Origin of the sequence: Thermosinus carboxydivorans Nor1 (assembly GCF_000169155.1) — a bacterium.
Lineage (GTDB): Bacteria > Bacillota > Negativicutes > Sporomusales > Thermosinaceae > Thermosinus > Thermosinus carboxydivorans.
On sequence record NZ_AAWL01000036.1, the window covers coordinates 1 to 13,838 of the forward strand.

13 protein-coding genes and 1 riboswitch are annotated in these 13,838 nt (G+C 48.9%); all 13 genes read left to right on the plus strand.

All coding sequences use genetic code 11. The features are described 5' to 3' along the window. Positions 1-922, plus strand: a 922-nt coding sequence (locus tag TCARDRAFT_RS13875; protein WP_007290607.1) for an FAD-dependent oxidoreductase, incomplete at its 5' end; no start/stop codon positions are given. Positions 923-1,215: 293 nt separating this feature from the next. After that, entirely contained in the window at positions 1,216-2,274 is a 1,059-nt protein-coding gene (locus tag TCARDRAFT_RS13880) for an NADP-dependent isopropanol dehydrogenase (protein ID WP_007290608.1), read from the plus strand. A 311-nt stretch (positions 2,275-2,585) separates the two neighbouring features. Next, a riboswitch (Fluoride riboswitch) is annotated at positions 2,586-2,647 on the plus strand. Between the two features lie 42 nt (positions 2,648-2,689). Beyond that, on the plus strand, positions 2,690-4,429 hold the full coding sequence (locus tag TCARDRAFT_RS13885; protein WP_007290609.1) for a dynamin family protein: 1,740 nt from the start codon (positions 2,690-2,692) through the stop codon (positions 4,427-4,429). A 23-nt stretch (positions 4,430-4,452) separates the two neighbouring features. Then, positions 4,453-5,652, plus strand: coding sequence for a cation:proton antiporter (locus tag TCARDRAFT_RS13890; RefSeq protein ID WP_007290610.1), 1,200 nt, complete (start codon positions 4,453-4,455; stop codon positions 5,650-5,652). Continuing rightward, complete coding sequence (locus tag TCARDRAFT_RS13895; RefSeq protein WP_007290611.1) at positions 5,639-6,064, plus strand: universal stress protein; 426 nt, start codon at positions 5,639-5,641, stop codon at positions 6,062-6,064. Before TCARDRAFT_RS13890 ends, TCARDRAFT_RS13895 begins: the two co-directional genes overlap by 14 nt. 31 nt (positions 6,065-6,095) lie before the next feature. Continuing rightward, the gene (locus TCARDRAFT_RS13900) at positions 6,096-6,443 is read left to right on the plus strand and encodes a DUF190 domain-containing protein (RefSeq protein ID WP_007290612.1); all 348 of its coding nucleotides are present in this window, start codon (positions 6,096-6,098) and stop codon (positions 6,441-6,443) included. A 345-nt stretch (positions 6,444-6,788) separates the two neighbouring features. Next, a complete protein-coding gene (crcB, locus tag TCARDRAFT_RS13905) occupies positions 6,789-7,163 on the plus strand; it encodes a fluoride efflux transporter CrcB (protein ID WP_007290613.1) in 375 nt (124 codons plus the stop codon). 79 nt (positions 7,164-7,242) lie between these two features. Then, positions 7,243-7,605 carry an ArsR/SmtB family transcription factor gene (locus TCARDRAFT_RS13910; RefSeq protein ID WP_007290614.1) on the plus strand — a complete coding sequence of 121 codons (363 nt, stop codon included), beginning with the start codon at positions 7,243-7,245 and terminating at the stop codon, positions 7,603-7,605. Between the two features lie 60 nt (positions 7,606-7,665). Next, positions 7,666-9,783 carry a heavy metal translocating P-type ATPase gene (locus TCARDRAFT_RS13915; RefSeq protein WP_198003951.1) on the plus strand — a complete coding sequence of 706 codons (2,118 nt, stop codon included), beginning with the start codon at positions 7,666-7,668 and terminating at the stop codon, positions 9,781-9,783. Positions 9,784-9,862: 79 nt separating this feature from the next. Continuing rightward, positions 9,863-10,264 carry a YckD family protein gene (locus TCARDRAFT_RS14745; RefSeq protein ID WP_007290616.1) on the plus strand — a complete coding sequence of 134 codons (402 nt, stop codon included), beginning with the start codon at positions 9,863-9,865 and terminating at the stop codon, positions 10,262-10,264. A 121-nt stretch (positions 10,265-10,385) separates the two neighbouring features. Continuing rightward, positions 10,386-11,081 carry a response regulator transcription factor gene (locus tag TCARDRAFT_RS13925; RefSeq protein ID WP_007290617.1) on the plus strand — a complete coding sequence of 232 codons (696 nt, stop codon included), beginning with the start codon at positions 10,386-10,388 and terminating at the stop codon, positions 11,079-11,081. Then, positions 11,078-12,829, plus strand: a complete 1,752-nt coding sequence (locus TCARDRAFT_RS14750) for a sensor histidine kinase (protein WP_007290618.1) — start codon at positions 11,078-11,080, stop codon at positions 12,827-12,829. Before TCARDRAFT_RS13925 ends, TCARDRAFT_RS14750 begins: the two co-directional genes overlap by 4 nt. Before the next feature lie 314 nt (positions 12,830-13,143). Beyond that, on the plus strand, positions 13,144-13,838 hold a 695-nt coding region (locus tag TCARDRAFT_RS13935), incomplete at its 3' end, for a transposase (RefSeq protein ID WP_156784732.1).

Below are 13,838 nucleotides of genomic sequence, written 5' to 3' on the forward strand. Positions count from 1 at the left end.
AGTTACGGTATTTGAAGCGCTTCACGCCCCGGGCGGTGTGCTGATGTATGGTATCCCTGAATTCAGGTTGCCTAAGGAAATTGTACGCCAGGAAATTGAAGAATTGAAAGAATTAGGTGTGGAAATCGTTGTCAACGCTGTTATCGGTAAGACTTTTACCATCGACGAACTCCTCACCGAAGAAGGATTTGACGCTGTCTTTATCGGTACCGGGGCGGGACTGCCGCACTTCATGGACATACCGGGGGAAAACCTCAACGGGGTATATTCAGCTAATGAATTTTTGACCCGGGTAAATTTAATGAAGGCTTATAAATTTCCCGAAGCGGGCACGCCTGTTCATGCTGGAAAGAGGGTAGCCGTTGTCGGCGCTGGCAATGTTGCCATGGACGCCGCGCGAACCGCATTGCGCCTCGGTGCGGAAAATGTTTATATTGTGTATCGCCGCTCAGAGGAAGAAATGCCTGCACGAGCGGAGGAAATCGAACATGCGAAGGAAGAAGGCGTGGAATTTAGGCTACTGACCAATCCGGTGCGTATCATTGGCGACGAACAGGGTTGGGTGAAAGGATTAGAATGTATCCGCATGGAACTCGGCGAACCTGATGAATCGGGGCGGCGAAAACCTGTTCCGATCGCAAACTCCAATTTTGTACTTGATGTCGATACTGTCATCATGGCCATCGGTCAAGGGCCCAATCCCTTAATCCAACAAACTACTCCCGGCCTGGCTGTAAATAAGCGGGGCAATATAACTACGGACGAAATCGGCCGGACGTCGAAAGAAGGAGTTTTTGCCGGTGGCGACATCGTTACCGGTGCCGCCACGGTTATTCAGGCGATGGGAGCCGGCAAAAAGGCAGCGGCTGCTATTCACGAGTACGTGCAAAATAAACGTAAAGGCGCAAGGAATTCGCAGTAAGACATTGACAGTTATCTTGGTGGGAAATCTTCCAAGCGAATTTCTTATAGGGGGAGCAGGCCATGGTTGAGCAGGCAGAGCGCATGCGGGGATTGACGTCGGCCATTTTCAGCAAGATAGGCTAAAAAAAGTGCCTTCGTTGCGATTGCGTAGGCATTTCCCAAAAGCTAAGGACCAATTTTTTGACAAGCGGATTTTTGGAGGAAAAACAAAAAAAGTCCAAGGCACAAGGCTTTGAACTATAAATGCTTTCGGGTTTCCGAGAGCGTACTATTATACAAGGAGGATTTTTTATGAAAGGATTTGCAATGCTAAAAATTGGCGAAGTTGGCTGGATCGAAATCGAAAAACCGAAAGCTGGGCCTTACGATGCCATCGTGCGGCCGCTGGCGGTGGCACCTTGTACTTCGGACATTCACACTGTCTTCGAAGGTGCTATCGGCGAAAGACACAACCTAATCCTGGGCCATGAAGCTGTGGGCGAAGTGGTGGAGGTGGGTTCTGAGGTAAAAGATTTTAAGCCCGGCGACCGGGTAGTGGTGCCCGCTATCACGCCCGACTGGAGAACCTTAGAGGCCCAGCGGGGATTCCACCAACACTCGGGCGGTATGCTTGCTGGGTGGAAGTTCTCCAACATAAAAGATGGGGTCTTTGCTGAATATTTTCATGTAAACGATGCTGACATGAACCTGGCTCACTTGCCCAAGGAAATACCACTGGAAAAGGCTGTAATGCTTCCCGACATGATGACCACTGGACTCCACGGGGCGGAACTCGCCGACATTGGGCTTGGCGACACGGTGGCAGTAATAGGGATTGGCCCTGTAGGGCTTATGGCAGTGGCCGGGGCAAAGCTACGCGGCGCAGCCAGGATTATCGGTGTGGGCAGCAGGCCGGCACTAATTGAAGCTGCCAAATATTACGGTGTGACCGATATAGTGAATTACAAGCATGGCGACATTGTAGAGCAGGTAATGAAACTCACTGACAATAAAGGCGTTGATGCTGTCATCATCGCTGGCGCCGGGGCCGATGCCATTGACAAAGCTGTAAAGATGGTAAAGCCAGGGGGAACAGTCTCCAATGTAAACTATTTTGGTGAGGGAGGGATATTGCCTATTCCTAGACTCGATTGGGGATGCGGAATGTCCCACAAATCGATCAGAGGCGGCTTGTGTCCAGGTGGGCGCTTGAGGATGGAAAAGCTCGTAGACTTGGTAAGATACAACAGAATAGACCCGGGCAAGCTGGTATCCCACGTCTTCGAGGGCTTTGAACACATAGAAAAGGCACTTTTAATGATGAAAGAAAAGTCAAGTGACGTTATAAAGCCGGTTGTAATTATCAAATAGGAGGGGGGTGATTAATTCACCTCCTTAGCTTATATATTATTTAACACTTCTTCCGGAATTTCTATCTCCACTTTTGCAAGACCTATACTATTGTCCTTCTGATTTTTTAAATTAAAAAAGTTTATACCGTCGGGAGGAAAATAGAAAATAACGAAGGTTTTTGTGTGAAGGGGATTGTGATACTGAAAATTATTATGCTAACTCGCCTGAGGATGTATGTCTTCTAAAAAATACTACAATGTCTTGACACTATCGAGTGATTGCATGATATTGACGGAGCGGCTTTAAGTTGTTATAATTGAATTACAATTTAAGTTTGCGGCGATGGAGTTCGCCATAAGTCCGCATAAGCGGTAATGACTCCTACCAGGACAGTGCTGGTAGGAGTTTTTGCATTTTCGAAAGGAGTCAGGAAATGCTGGATAATTACACTAAGTCCAAACAGGAAATAGTAAGCGTTTTAGATGAAATCTTTCACATGCTGTTAGGACTAAAATTTAATAATGATGCATTGAATGCTTTTAAGGATAAAATCGACAGGGTACGTCTTGACAGATTTAATCTGGTCGTAGTCGGACAGTATAAACGGGGTAAGACCACCTTTATCAATGCCCTGTTAGGAGCAGATATATTGCCGACGGCGATTGTACCCTTAACTTCCATCGTAACAATAATGGAATATGGTGAACAGGTTGAGGCTACAGTCGAATTTTTGGATAAAGCGCCCCAAAAAATTGAGATTGCGGCATTACCCCAGTACATTACGGAAACGGAAAATCCCAATAACTTCAAAAACGTTAAATTAGTCACGATAACCTACCCGTCGCCATATCTTCAAGGCGGGCTAAGATTGATTGATACGCCGGGGATAGGTTCGGTTTTTCAACACAACACAGACGTGACTTATTCATTTTTACAGGAGGTTGACGCGGCTATTTTTTTACTGTCCGCTGACCCGCCAATAAGCAGGGATGAGTGTCAATTTTTGAAAGATATTACCAAGTATGTGCGCAAGATATTTTTTATCCAAAATAAAATCGACCTCGTCAATGAAAAAGACCGTGAGCAGTCAATGAATTTTTCCCAAAAAATAATTAAACAGGAGGTTAAACTTGACGAAATTGCTATTTTTCCCTTATCCGCCAAGATGGCGCTTGAGGGGGCAATAACAGATAATGCCAGCTTAATCGGCAAAAGCAAAATAGGTGACTTCTTACACATGCTTGAACAGTTCCTTATCAATGAGCGCAAACAAACGCTAATAAAATCGGCTGTGTTAATGGGGAAGCAGCTTTTAAGCGAAGCCACCCTAAAAATTGATTTGGAAATGGCAAGCCTGGATATGCCTATCAATGAAATCGAGCAAAAACTCGTGCGGTTAAGGGAACATGCACAAGGACTCAGCCAGGATAAACAAGACGTTGCTTATCTGTTAAAAGGTGAGCTTGACCGCTTCAATACAAGGATGGAGCAGGCAATAAATAAATTTAAGGCGGAGACTATCGAACAGTTAAAGAAAAAGGTGCGAGAAAGGTTTTTAAAAAATACTTCACGACTAGAAGAGCAGGCAATAAACAGTTTTCTGGCAGGCGCGATAAACGAGCAATTTGAGATTTGGCAAAAAAACAACGAGCGGGAGATTCAAGATTGGTTGTTAACTTTGAAACAACGGTTCGAAGCGAAAAATCGCCAGTTAATAGATGATATGAAACGGCTGGCGTCAAATTTATTTCATGTAGACTTTACACCAAGCTCTCTGTGCGTTGACCTGGATCAAAAAAGCAATCTTTACTTTCTAACGGAAATCCCCAAACCGATGTTTAATAGTCTCGGCGGCTTCCATAAATGGCTGCCGGTAGCGTGGTCGAAGCAGATCATTATTAAACGAAAACTTGATGAACTTGAAGAGTTAGTTGATATGAACTGCGGCCGCATCCGCCATGACTTGTTTACAAGAACGGCAAAAACAATTGAAGAGTTTAGGCGAAGGTTAGAAGATAGCTTAGATCGGATGACAGCTGATATCATAATTACTATCGAGACGGTCGTTCGCAATAAACAGCAAGGCGAACAGCAAATCAGAAAGCGAAAAAGTGAGCTGGAAAATATACGTAGCCGCTTGACAGCCCTTAACACCGCCCTTGATCTTTTTTAACTCTACAAAGGGGGAGCTGTATAATGGAGCATAACTTTTTGGTAGCGTCCGAATGGATTTTGTTAGCGCTCGTTGCCAGCATGCTGTCGATACGGCTGGGCATTTCGGTGGCACTTATGGAGATTGCTGTAGGGGTAATCGGCGGCAATGCCCTTCATATTGAAATTACGCCCTGGGTAAACTTCCTGGCCGGGTTCGGCGCAGTAATACTAACATTTCTTGCGGGAGCTGAAATCGATCCGGACAGCCTGAAGGCAAATTTAAAGGAAAGCCTGGTTATCGGTTTCCTGTCGTTTTTACTTCCTTTCTTGGCCGGTATGGGGTTTGCCTATTATGTCTTCGGTTGGGATGTAAACGCCGCCAAAATTGCCGGCATTGCACTGTCCACTACCTCCGTCGCCGTCGTTTACGCCGTTATGGTGGAAAGCGGCTTAGCTTCAACTCGCTTGGGGCAAGCGATACTGGCCGCCTGTTTTGTTACCGACTTGGGAACGGTAGTGGCTTTGGGGGTTCTTTTCACCGGTTTTTCGATTAAACTTGTTTGGTTTATCTTAATCTTAGCTATTGCCATTTATGTAGCGACACCGCTAGCGGCCTGGCTGTTTGCCGCATATGGCGGCCGGGTCAGCGAACCGGAGATTAAGTTTGTCTTCTTGGTGTTGGCGGCATTAGGGTATATTGCCGTGAATAGCGGCAGCGAGGCCGTGCTTCCGGCTTACATTCTGGGTATGGCGATGGCCGGCTTTTTCACGAAGTATAAAGAAACGCTCCATAAAATGCGGGCAATCATCTTTGTGGCCTTTACGCCGTTTTATTTTATCAAAGCCGGGGCGTTAGTATCGTTTACCGCTTTATATACACTGACCGGCGCAATTGCCGTATTTCTGCTCGTAAAAATAGCAGCTAAATTTATCGGCGTACTGCCCGCCACCAGGGTATTCAGGTACAGGAGTAGAACTGGTATTTATACCACCTTGTTGATGAGTACGGGGCTGACGTTTGGCACGATTTCCGCCCTCTATGGCTTATCTAATAATTATATCGACGTTAATCAATATAGCGTCTTGGTGGCGGCGGTCATCCTAAGCGCCGTTATCCCGACGGTAATTGCCCAGAAGTATTTCTTCCCTGTTCCTGGCGCCGCAGAAGATATTGCCCAGCAACAGCATATACCTGTTATAACAGTAAAAATGGAAAGGAGCGCGAAATATGATGGAAGTTAAGAAAATCGTAGTCGCTTATGACGGCTCGAAGCAGAGTCAGAAAGGATTGGCGTGGGCGGTAGCCATGTCGGCCAAGTTTGGCGCTGATGTCATTACTGTTACCGTTATCAAGCCGCCGGAATTTAGTCCGACCATTAGTGAAATCGACGAATTTTATGCCCATGCCGAGAAGCATTATCAGCCAATGCTGGAAAAAGTCCGCAAATACGGGGAAGAATATGGCGTGTTGATAAAAACGGAAATTTTGCACGGTCATCCAGCCGAAAGTATTGTCAAATATGCTTTTGAACAAAAGGCCGACCTTATCATTACCGGGACACGGGGCATGGGAGGTTTCAAAAATTTAATTATCGGCAGTGTGGCGCAGAAAGTCGTTTCTTATTCGCCAGTACCCGTGCTGGTCGTTAAGTAATAAACTATCGCTATCGTTGGAGGTCACAGTCATGCCCAAAATTACCGGACAAGCGAAACGGCTGCGTATCTACATCGGTGAAACCGACCGGTGGAACGGAAAGTCTTTGTATCATGCCATTGTTTTAAAAGCAAAAGAGCTCGATTTGGCGGGAGCGACGGTGTTTCGCGGCCTAATGGGCTATGGCGCCAACAGCCGCATCCATACCGCGCGCATTGTCGATTTGTCCGATGACTTGCCAATCCTTATTGAAATCGTTGACAGTGAGGAATACATCAATAAAATTCTACCGTTTCTTGATGAAGTCGTTAAGGAAGGACTTGTCACGATTGATGATATCGAGATCATAAAATACGGGCATAAACAGCCGAAAAGATGATCATGCCAACAAATAATGAAAATCTATATTTAACCACTGAGGACAAAGAGACGCGATTTCATCGCGTTAAGTTTAAATAAATCCCATCCGTGTCCTACCCTGAAAAGTGGTGAAACCAAAAAGATAATCATGCCAATAAATTGGCACCACAACGCATGAAAACCGTTATTCAACCGCGGAGAACGCAGAGAGCGCGATATTCATCGCGCCTAAGGACTAAAGAAAAAATTATCCCTCCGCGTCCTTCGCGGTTCCCTATGCTTCTATCTTGAAGTCGCCGATTTTTAAGATAGATAATTGTAAAAAGCTAATTTTAGGCTTAACGTAGCAAAAGAGGTGTAACAGATGCTGAAGATATTCTTAGTTGCGCTCGGCGGAAGCATCGGAGCAACGGCGCGCTATCTTATTTCCGACTGGGCCGCCCAAAGATGGGGGGCGGATTTTCCTTACGGCACATTGATAGTAAATATTGCAGGCTGCTTTATTATCGGCCTGTTCATGGCGCTGGTGACCGAACGCATCATTGTAAGCCCTTATTGGCGGCTGCTTGTTACGGTTGGCTTCGTCGGGGGGCTTACGACTTTTTCGTCTTTTAGTTATGAAACAATTAAGCTGGTCAATGACGGTCAGATGACCTTTGCTCTGTATAATATACTTTCAAATTTCGTATTGGGCTTTTTCGCCACTTGGACAGGCATCAGCCTGGCGAAATTATTCTAGGACAGAAGCCTGATTGCTTTCAGGCGTCTTTTTTTATATAATATATATGAACATATATTCATATGTTGGAGGTATAGCGATGAAGCCGTGCGAGTGCGATGTATGTGAGGAGCTGTGTGAGCATCCTCAGGTCATATGTCTGGCGAAAGCTGAAATCATTGCCGACGAGGACGCCCAGCGGGTGGCCGACCTGTTTAAAATTTTAGGGGATACGACCCGGGTAAAAATCCTGCAGATTCTGTCGAAACGGGAACTGTGCGTGTGCGATATCGCCGCGGTCGTTGGCATGGGGCAGTCGGCTGTCTCCCATCAGCTGCGGCTACTGAGAAACGCTAGGCTGGTCAAATTTCGCAAAGAGGGCAAAATGGCCTGGTATTCGCTCAATGATGAACATATTGCCACTCTCTTGGCGCAGGGCATCGAGCATGTCCAGCATGACTAGAGGCTAAAAGAAAGGATGATAACGGTGACGCAGGCAGCGGGCGCGGCGCAAGCCGGGACAATGGTGTTTCAAGTCACGGGCTTTACCTGACTGGATTGCGCCGTGAAGTTTGAAAAAGACGTAGCGGCCCTCCCTGGTGTAACCAGGGCGAAAGTTAACTTTATGACCAATAAACTTGTTGTTGAAGGGGTTAGCGACATAGAAGCCATTCGACAACTGGCGGCCCAGCACAATTATAAGGTTCAGCTTGCTTGCGAACAAAAGCCGCAGGCAATCATTCGGCCTAAAATTCACTGGGAGCGCCGTCGGGCCGTAGCTTCCGGCTTAACGCTGGCCATAGCCTATGGCGTAGAGAAGCTGGGCGGTCCGGCCATGGTCTTTATCCCGCTATATATAGCGGCCATGGTGCTGGGCGGTTGGGGCAATTTTCAAAAGGCCGCCCGCTCGCTGCCGCGCGGCAGTTTTAACATGAGCGTCCTCATGAGTCTGGCCGCTATCGGCGCTTTGGCGATCGGCCAGTATGAAGAAGGCGCTTCGGTGGCTTTTCTGTACGCCATCTCGGAAATGCTCGAAGCCTGGACGATGGAAAGTGCCCGCCGCTCTATCCGCGAATTGATGGATATTGCGCCGAAAGCGGCCCGGATTCGGCGTGGCGCGGCCGAAGTGGAAATACCGGTTGAAGAAATTAGGGTCGGCGATATCATGATTATCCGTCCGGGCGAGAAAATAGCCATGGACGGAGTGATTATTAAAGGTCAATCTGCGGTCAACCAGGCGGCAATCACCGGCGAAGCCATTCCGGTCGAAAAAGGCCCCGGCGCCGAGGTCTTCGCCGGTACGCTCAATACGTACGGCGCGCTGGAAGTCCGGGTTACTAAGCTGGTACAGGACACGACCATTGCCAAGATTATTCACATGGTGGAGGAGGCCCAGGGGCAGCGGGCGCCGTCCCAGGCCTTTGTCGAAAAGTTTGCCGCCGTCTATACGCCCATCGTCATGGCGCTGGCGGTAGGTGTCGTTTTTATTCCGCCCCTGTTTTTCGGCTATGAATGGACGCCATGGATATACCGGGGACTGGCGCTGATGGTGGTGTCTTGTCCGTGTGCTCTGGTCGTGTCCACGCCGGTGGCGATTGTCAGCGCCATCGCCAACGCGGCGAAAAACGGCGTCCTGATTAAAGGCGGCGTATATTTAGAAGCAATGGGAACACTTTCGGCCATCGCCTTCGACAAGACCGGAACATTGACCAAGGGCGAGCCGAGCGTCACCGATATTTTTTCTGTCGGGGGACAGACGGAAGATAACCTGCTGAAAGTGGCTGCTGACATAGAAGCCCGGTCGGAGCATCCCCTGGCCACCGCTATTGTGCGGGCGGCCCAGGCCAAAGGTTTAGCCATTCATCCGGCAGAAGATTTCGTAGCTATAACAGGCAGCGGCGCTCGCGGCACGGTTGAAGGACAGACGGTTTATATCGGCAATCCGCGCCTGTTTGCCGAATTGGGTCTGTCCATAGCCCCGGTGGCTGAGGCCGTCAGGCGTTTACAGGGTGAAGGCAAAACGGTCATGATCATGGGGACCCCAAATACGATCTTGGGCGTTATTGCCGTAGCCGATGCGGTGCGCGAAAGTAGCGCCGCTACCATCGCCGCGCTGAAACAGGCCGGTATTAGGCATACAATTATGTTGACCGGTGATAATAATACTACTGCCCGGGCGATGGCCGCGCGGGTGGGTGTGGACGAGTTTCGGGCCGAACTTTTACCGCAGGAGAAAATGACGGCCGTGCAGGAACTTATTAACAAATACGGCCAAGTAGCTATGGTTGGCGACGGCATTAACGATGCCCCGGCGCTTGCCCTGGCTACGGTAGGCGTGGCGATGGGCGCCGCCGGTACGGACACGGCGCTGGAGACGGCCGATATTGTCCTGATGGCCGATGATTTGGGCAAACTGGCTTTTGTCATCCGGTTAAGCCGCCAAGCGCTGGCCGTCATTCGGCAAAACATCGTATTTTCCCTTGTAATTAAAGCACTAGCGGTACTGGCCGTATTTCCCGGCTGGCTGACGCTATGGTTGGCGATTCTGGCCGATATGGGTGCGACCATCCTGGTCACGCTTAACAGTCTGCGGCTGCTGCAGGTAAAACCGCAGCAGGAGGTTGGACGGCAAAGTTCCTAATTTGTTCCGAATTTGTCCCTACTTTGGCCATAAATGCCATCTATAATGAAATCAAACAAAATTCAAGGAGGATGGTTATATGAAAAAAGTTGCTCTGTTTACCCTGGTTGCCCTGTTAGTAGTCGTCTTTGCCGGGTCGGTTTTCGCCGCGCCGGGGCAAGGCCCTGGTCCGGGTCGGGACGGTTGGGTGTGCCCCTGGTATGGCGCTAATGCCGCCAACCTGACCGATGAACAAAAAGCACAGATTGCCGAATGGGGTAAACAAATGTTAGAACTCAGAAAGCAAATGTTGGCCAAACAGGTCGAGTGGGGCTGGATTACCCAGGCCCAGGCCGATCAGATCATTGCCAACATGGAGCAGCGTATTGCTAATGGCTTTTATCCCGGCTACGGCATGGGAATGCGCGGCAAGGGCATGATGGGGCCCGGTATTGGTATGCGCGGTGGCATTGCAGGTCCGATAGCTCCGGCGCAACGTTAATAATGCAATAAAAAAACTAACCTGGGTGAAAAGAGTCTGCCGCCGATGGCGCGGTCAGACTCTTTTGCCATAATGACAGCTATGGTATAGTAAAAGCAAACGCCATGCGGGAGGGAGAGCTATGACCGGCAAAACGGTATTAATTGTCGACGACGAGAAACAAATCCGGGAAATCTTAGCCATCTATTTTACACAGTCAGGATTTACGGTCGCCGAAGCCGCCGATGGGGCCGAGGCCCTGATTAAAGTCGAACAGGTTAAACCGGATATCGTTATTCTTGATATTATGATGCCGGTTCTCGACGGCTTTGAGGTTTGTCAGCAAATCCGCAAATATTCGCCGGTGCCTATTATCATGTTAACCTCCCGGACGCAGGACGATGACCGGATCATGGGACTGGAAATCGGCGCTGATGATTATGTAACCAAACCTTTCAATCCCAAAGAAGTGGTGGCTCGCGTCAAAGCCATTCTCCGCCGTACTGCCGCCCCGCAGCAGTATACGCAGGCCGATATTCTCCGTTTTCCGGAACTGGAAATAAACATGGCCGAACACACGGTCATAGCGTTTGGCAAGCCGGTTGCGCTGGCTAATAAAGAAAGAGAAGTCTTATGGCAGCTTGCCTCCCATGCCGGTAAGGTATTGTCGCGGGAGCAGCTTTTGGAATTAGTGTGGGATTACAGCTACTGCGGCGATACCCGTACGGTAGACACGCATGTGAAGCGTTTGCGCAAAAAGCTGGGAGTTGGCCCGCATTCGCCGTGGGATATAAAAACAGTATGGGGCATTGGTTACAAGTTTGAGGTGCGGAAATGAAATTTTCCCTGAAATATAAACTGCTGATTAGCTTTATGGCCGTGGTGATCGTGGTATTGGCGGGCGTGACTGTAGGCGGGTCGGTCCTTATCCGCGATTATTTTGTTGACGCAAAGCGGCGCGAATTGACGGACAAAGCCTATGAAATGGCCCGGGTGGTCAACAATTACTTTGACGGGCGCATCACGTACAGTCAACTGCACGATTTCGTCAACAGCGCCGATAGTTTTTTGGATGCCAGGATATGGGTGGTGGACAATGACCTCAATCTGGTAACGGTGTCCGAAGAACGGCCCGGTGAAGGCTATGGCAAGCGTAGGTCTGCGGCAGGAATAAAGCCAAGCCCGATGCGGCTTAGGGAAAATAGTCGGATGGGGCCGCCATGGTGGCAATCACGACAGCCTGGTCAGCAGCAGGGCAGTTATGGCATGGGTATGCGGGGGCGCATGGCGGCGCCTGGCAATAGTCAGGCGCAAACGGTCGAGCCACCGGCAAGCCAGCCGCCAGCACCTATTGATGCGAATCTGCAGACCGGGGAAAATGCGGGCAATCCTATCGTTCTCGATGTGGGGAAGGGGCGGCAGCAAAATAGCGCCGCCGCGGCTATAAGCCTTGCTGACATAAAGGGTATGGCGGAGATCATCGAGGAGATTAAAGCGAACAGTGGAAAGACCTGGGCCAAAACTTACTATCACCCCTACTATGAAGAAAACATGCTGATGGTCGCCGTGCCGCTTAAACGAACAGACGGGACAATTAGCGGAACAGTCATGGTTAACGCCCCTCTTGACGATATTAACGAATTTTTGCAAAAAATCTATTATTACATTGGTATTGCCGGTCTGGCGGCCATTTTGTTAGCTGCCTTGCTGTCCAGCTACTTGGCAGGCGGCATCGTCCGGCCGCTCAGGGCCATGCAGCAAACGGCGGCGGCGATGGCCCGTGGCGATTATACCACCAGGATCCGGGTAACTAGCCGGGATGAAGTTGGCGATTTGGGGCAGTCATTGAACGCTCTGGCCCAAGACATGGAAGAATATGTGCGCCGGTTGGAGCAGCTGGATAAAATGCGGCGGGACTTTGTGGCCAATGTGTCGCATGAACTTAGGACGCCGCTCACGATTATGCACGGCTACAATCAGGCTCTCCAGGACGGCACCATCACCGATCCGGCGCTGGTGAAGAAATACCACCGGGTTATGGGCGAAGAAATAATGCGCCTGGAAAAGCTTATCGCCGACCTGCTCGATTTAAGCCAGTTGCAGGCGAATGGCCTTACGCTTGATATCGAGGAGGTATCGTTGGCCGAAATTGTCGATAATGTCGTCACCTTGCTGAAGCCGCGTAGCGAGGAAAAAGGGGTGTCTCTGGCCGCTTGCGTGGCGCCTGGCGTACCGCCCATCCAGGGCGACGGCGACCGGTTAACCCAGCTGGCGCTTATTCTTGTGGACAATGCCCTTAAATTTACGCCCCCAGGCGGCCGGATCAGCATTGATCTTACGGTGCAAGACGGGGAGGAAGTGCTGACCGTCGCCGATACTGGCACTGGCATTGCGCCGGAGGACTTGCCGTATATCTGGGAGCGGTTCTATAAAGGGGATAAATCGCGGGCCAGCAGCGGTACCGGTCTGGGCCTGGCCATTGCTCGCCAGATCATTGAGTTGCACGGCGCTAAGGTGGATGTGACAAGCCGCTGCGGCGAAGGCACGGTGTTTACCATCCGATTTCCGCTTGAAAAAAAGTATTAATTTAAATAAACAATTAAGCGTCTACCTGGGAAAGGTAGGCGCTTTTTTTTTGTGGGCGACAATGCTGCACTATATTTTATGTTTTATGTCACATATGTAAATAGAAGTGATCTGTACTATCTAGCAATTGCACCTAATTACGCGAAACTCATAAACTATATTAGCTAGCTTTTTATAATAGAGAGTTTTTCATATTTTGCAGCCCAGATAAATCAAGGGTTCTGAAGGCAATAAAAAGGACTTCACCCCCAGAATTGCCGAATTTATCAAGTGACAAAACAATCCAAATCCAGCAAATGGAGGTTGAAGTCACTATGTATATTCGGCAAAAACCCTTATTTTCCTTCGATACTCTTATGCAATATCAACCCAAAACTCGTCTGGCGATGGTTTTTGAAAGTATTGATCTTCACCCCTTGTTAAAGACTTTACCAATAAAATCTATCCGCGGCCCTAAAGGATATAGTTCAGCCGCATTAATAAAAGCCTTTCTTGCAATGAGGTTATGTTCCATTCCTACCGTCACATTACTGGTCGAGCGCTTAAAAACTGACTTGGTTTTTCGCTATGAATGCGGCTTTTCACTAGAGCAGCCTGTACCATCATTAGCTACATTTAGTCGTTTCTTTCAAAAGATAGCTGAGACAGATAGCCTACAAGTGCTATTCTCTGCTTTGGTAGATACCGCCATTCAAGACAAGGTCATATCTGGTGAAGTTGTTGCAATCGATGCCAGCGCCATCGACTCTTATGAAAAACCTGTTCCTAAAAAGGAGCTAAATAGCAATGGCGACAGTGCTACCTGGGGTGCTAAGCTAGATACCCATGGTAATCAACATGTATGGTTTGGCTATAAACTACACCTGGCAGTTGACACCAAAAGCGAATTACCTATAGCGGTCAAAGTCACTCCTGCCAATCGGAACGATGTCACACAGGCTATCCCTTTAATGGATGAAATCAAGCACCAGCCAAAGTACTACTGCATGGATATGGCTATGATGCCAAA

Coding starts and splice junctions, on each gene's coding strand:
- TCARDRAFT_RS13925 (WP_007290617.1), top strand. CDS start 10,386: ATGACCGGCAAAACGGTATTAATTGTCGACGACGAGAAACAAATCCGG.
- TCARDRAFT_RS13910 (WP_007290614.1), top strand. CDS start 7,243: ATGAAGCCGTGCGAGTGCGATGTATGTGAGGAGCTGTGTGAGCATCCT.
- TCARDRAFT_RS13885 (WP_007290609.1), top strand. CDS start 2,690: ATGCTGGATAATTACACTAAGTCCAAACAGGAAATAGTAAGCGTTTTA.
- TCARDRAFT_RS14745 (WP_007290616.1), top strand. CDS start 9,863: ATGAAAAAAGTTGCTCTGTTTACCCTGGTTGCCCTGTTAGTAGTCGTC.
- TCARDRAFT_RS13895 (WP_007290611.1), top strand. CDS start 5,639: ATGATGGAAGTTAAGAAAATCGTAGTCGCTTATGACGGCTCGAAGCAG.
- TCARDRAFT_RS13900 (WP_007290612.1), top strand. CDS start 6,096: ATGCCCAAAATTACCGGACAAGCGAAACGGCTGCGTATCTACATCGGT.
- TCARDRAFT_RS14750 (WP_007290618.1), top strand. CDS start 11,078: ATGAAATTTTCCCTGAAATATAAACTGCTGATTAGCTTTATGGCCGTG.
- crcB (WP_007290613.1), top strand. CDS start 6,789: ATGCTGAAGATATTCTTAGTTGCGCTCGGCGGAAGCATCGGAGCAACG.
- TCARDRAFT_RS13890 (WP_007290610.1), top strand. CDS start 4,453: ATGGAGCATAACTTTTTGGTAGCGTCCGAATGGATTTTGTTAGCGCTC.
- TCARDRAFT_RS13880 (WP_007290608.1), top strand. CDS start 1,216: ATGAAAGGATTTGCAATGCTAAAAATTGGCGAAGTTGGCTGGATCGAA.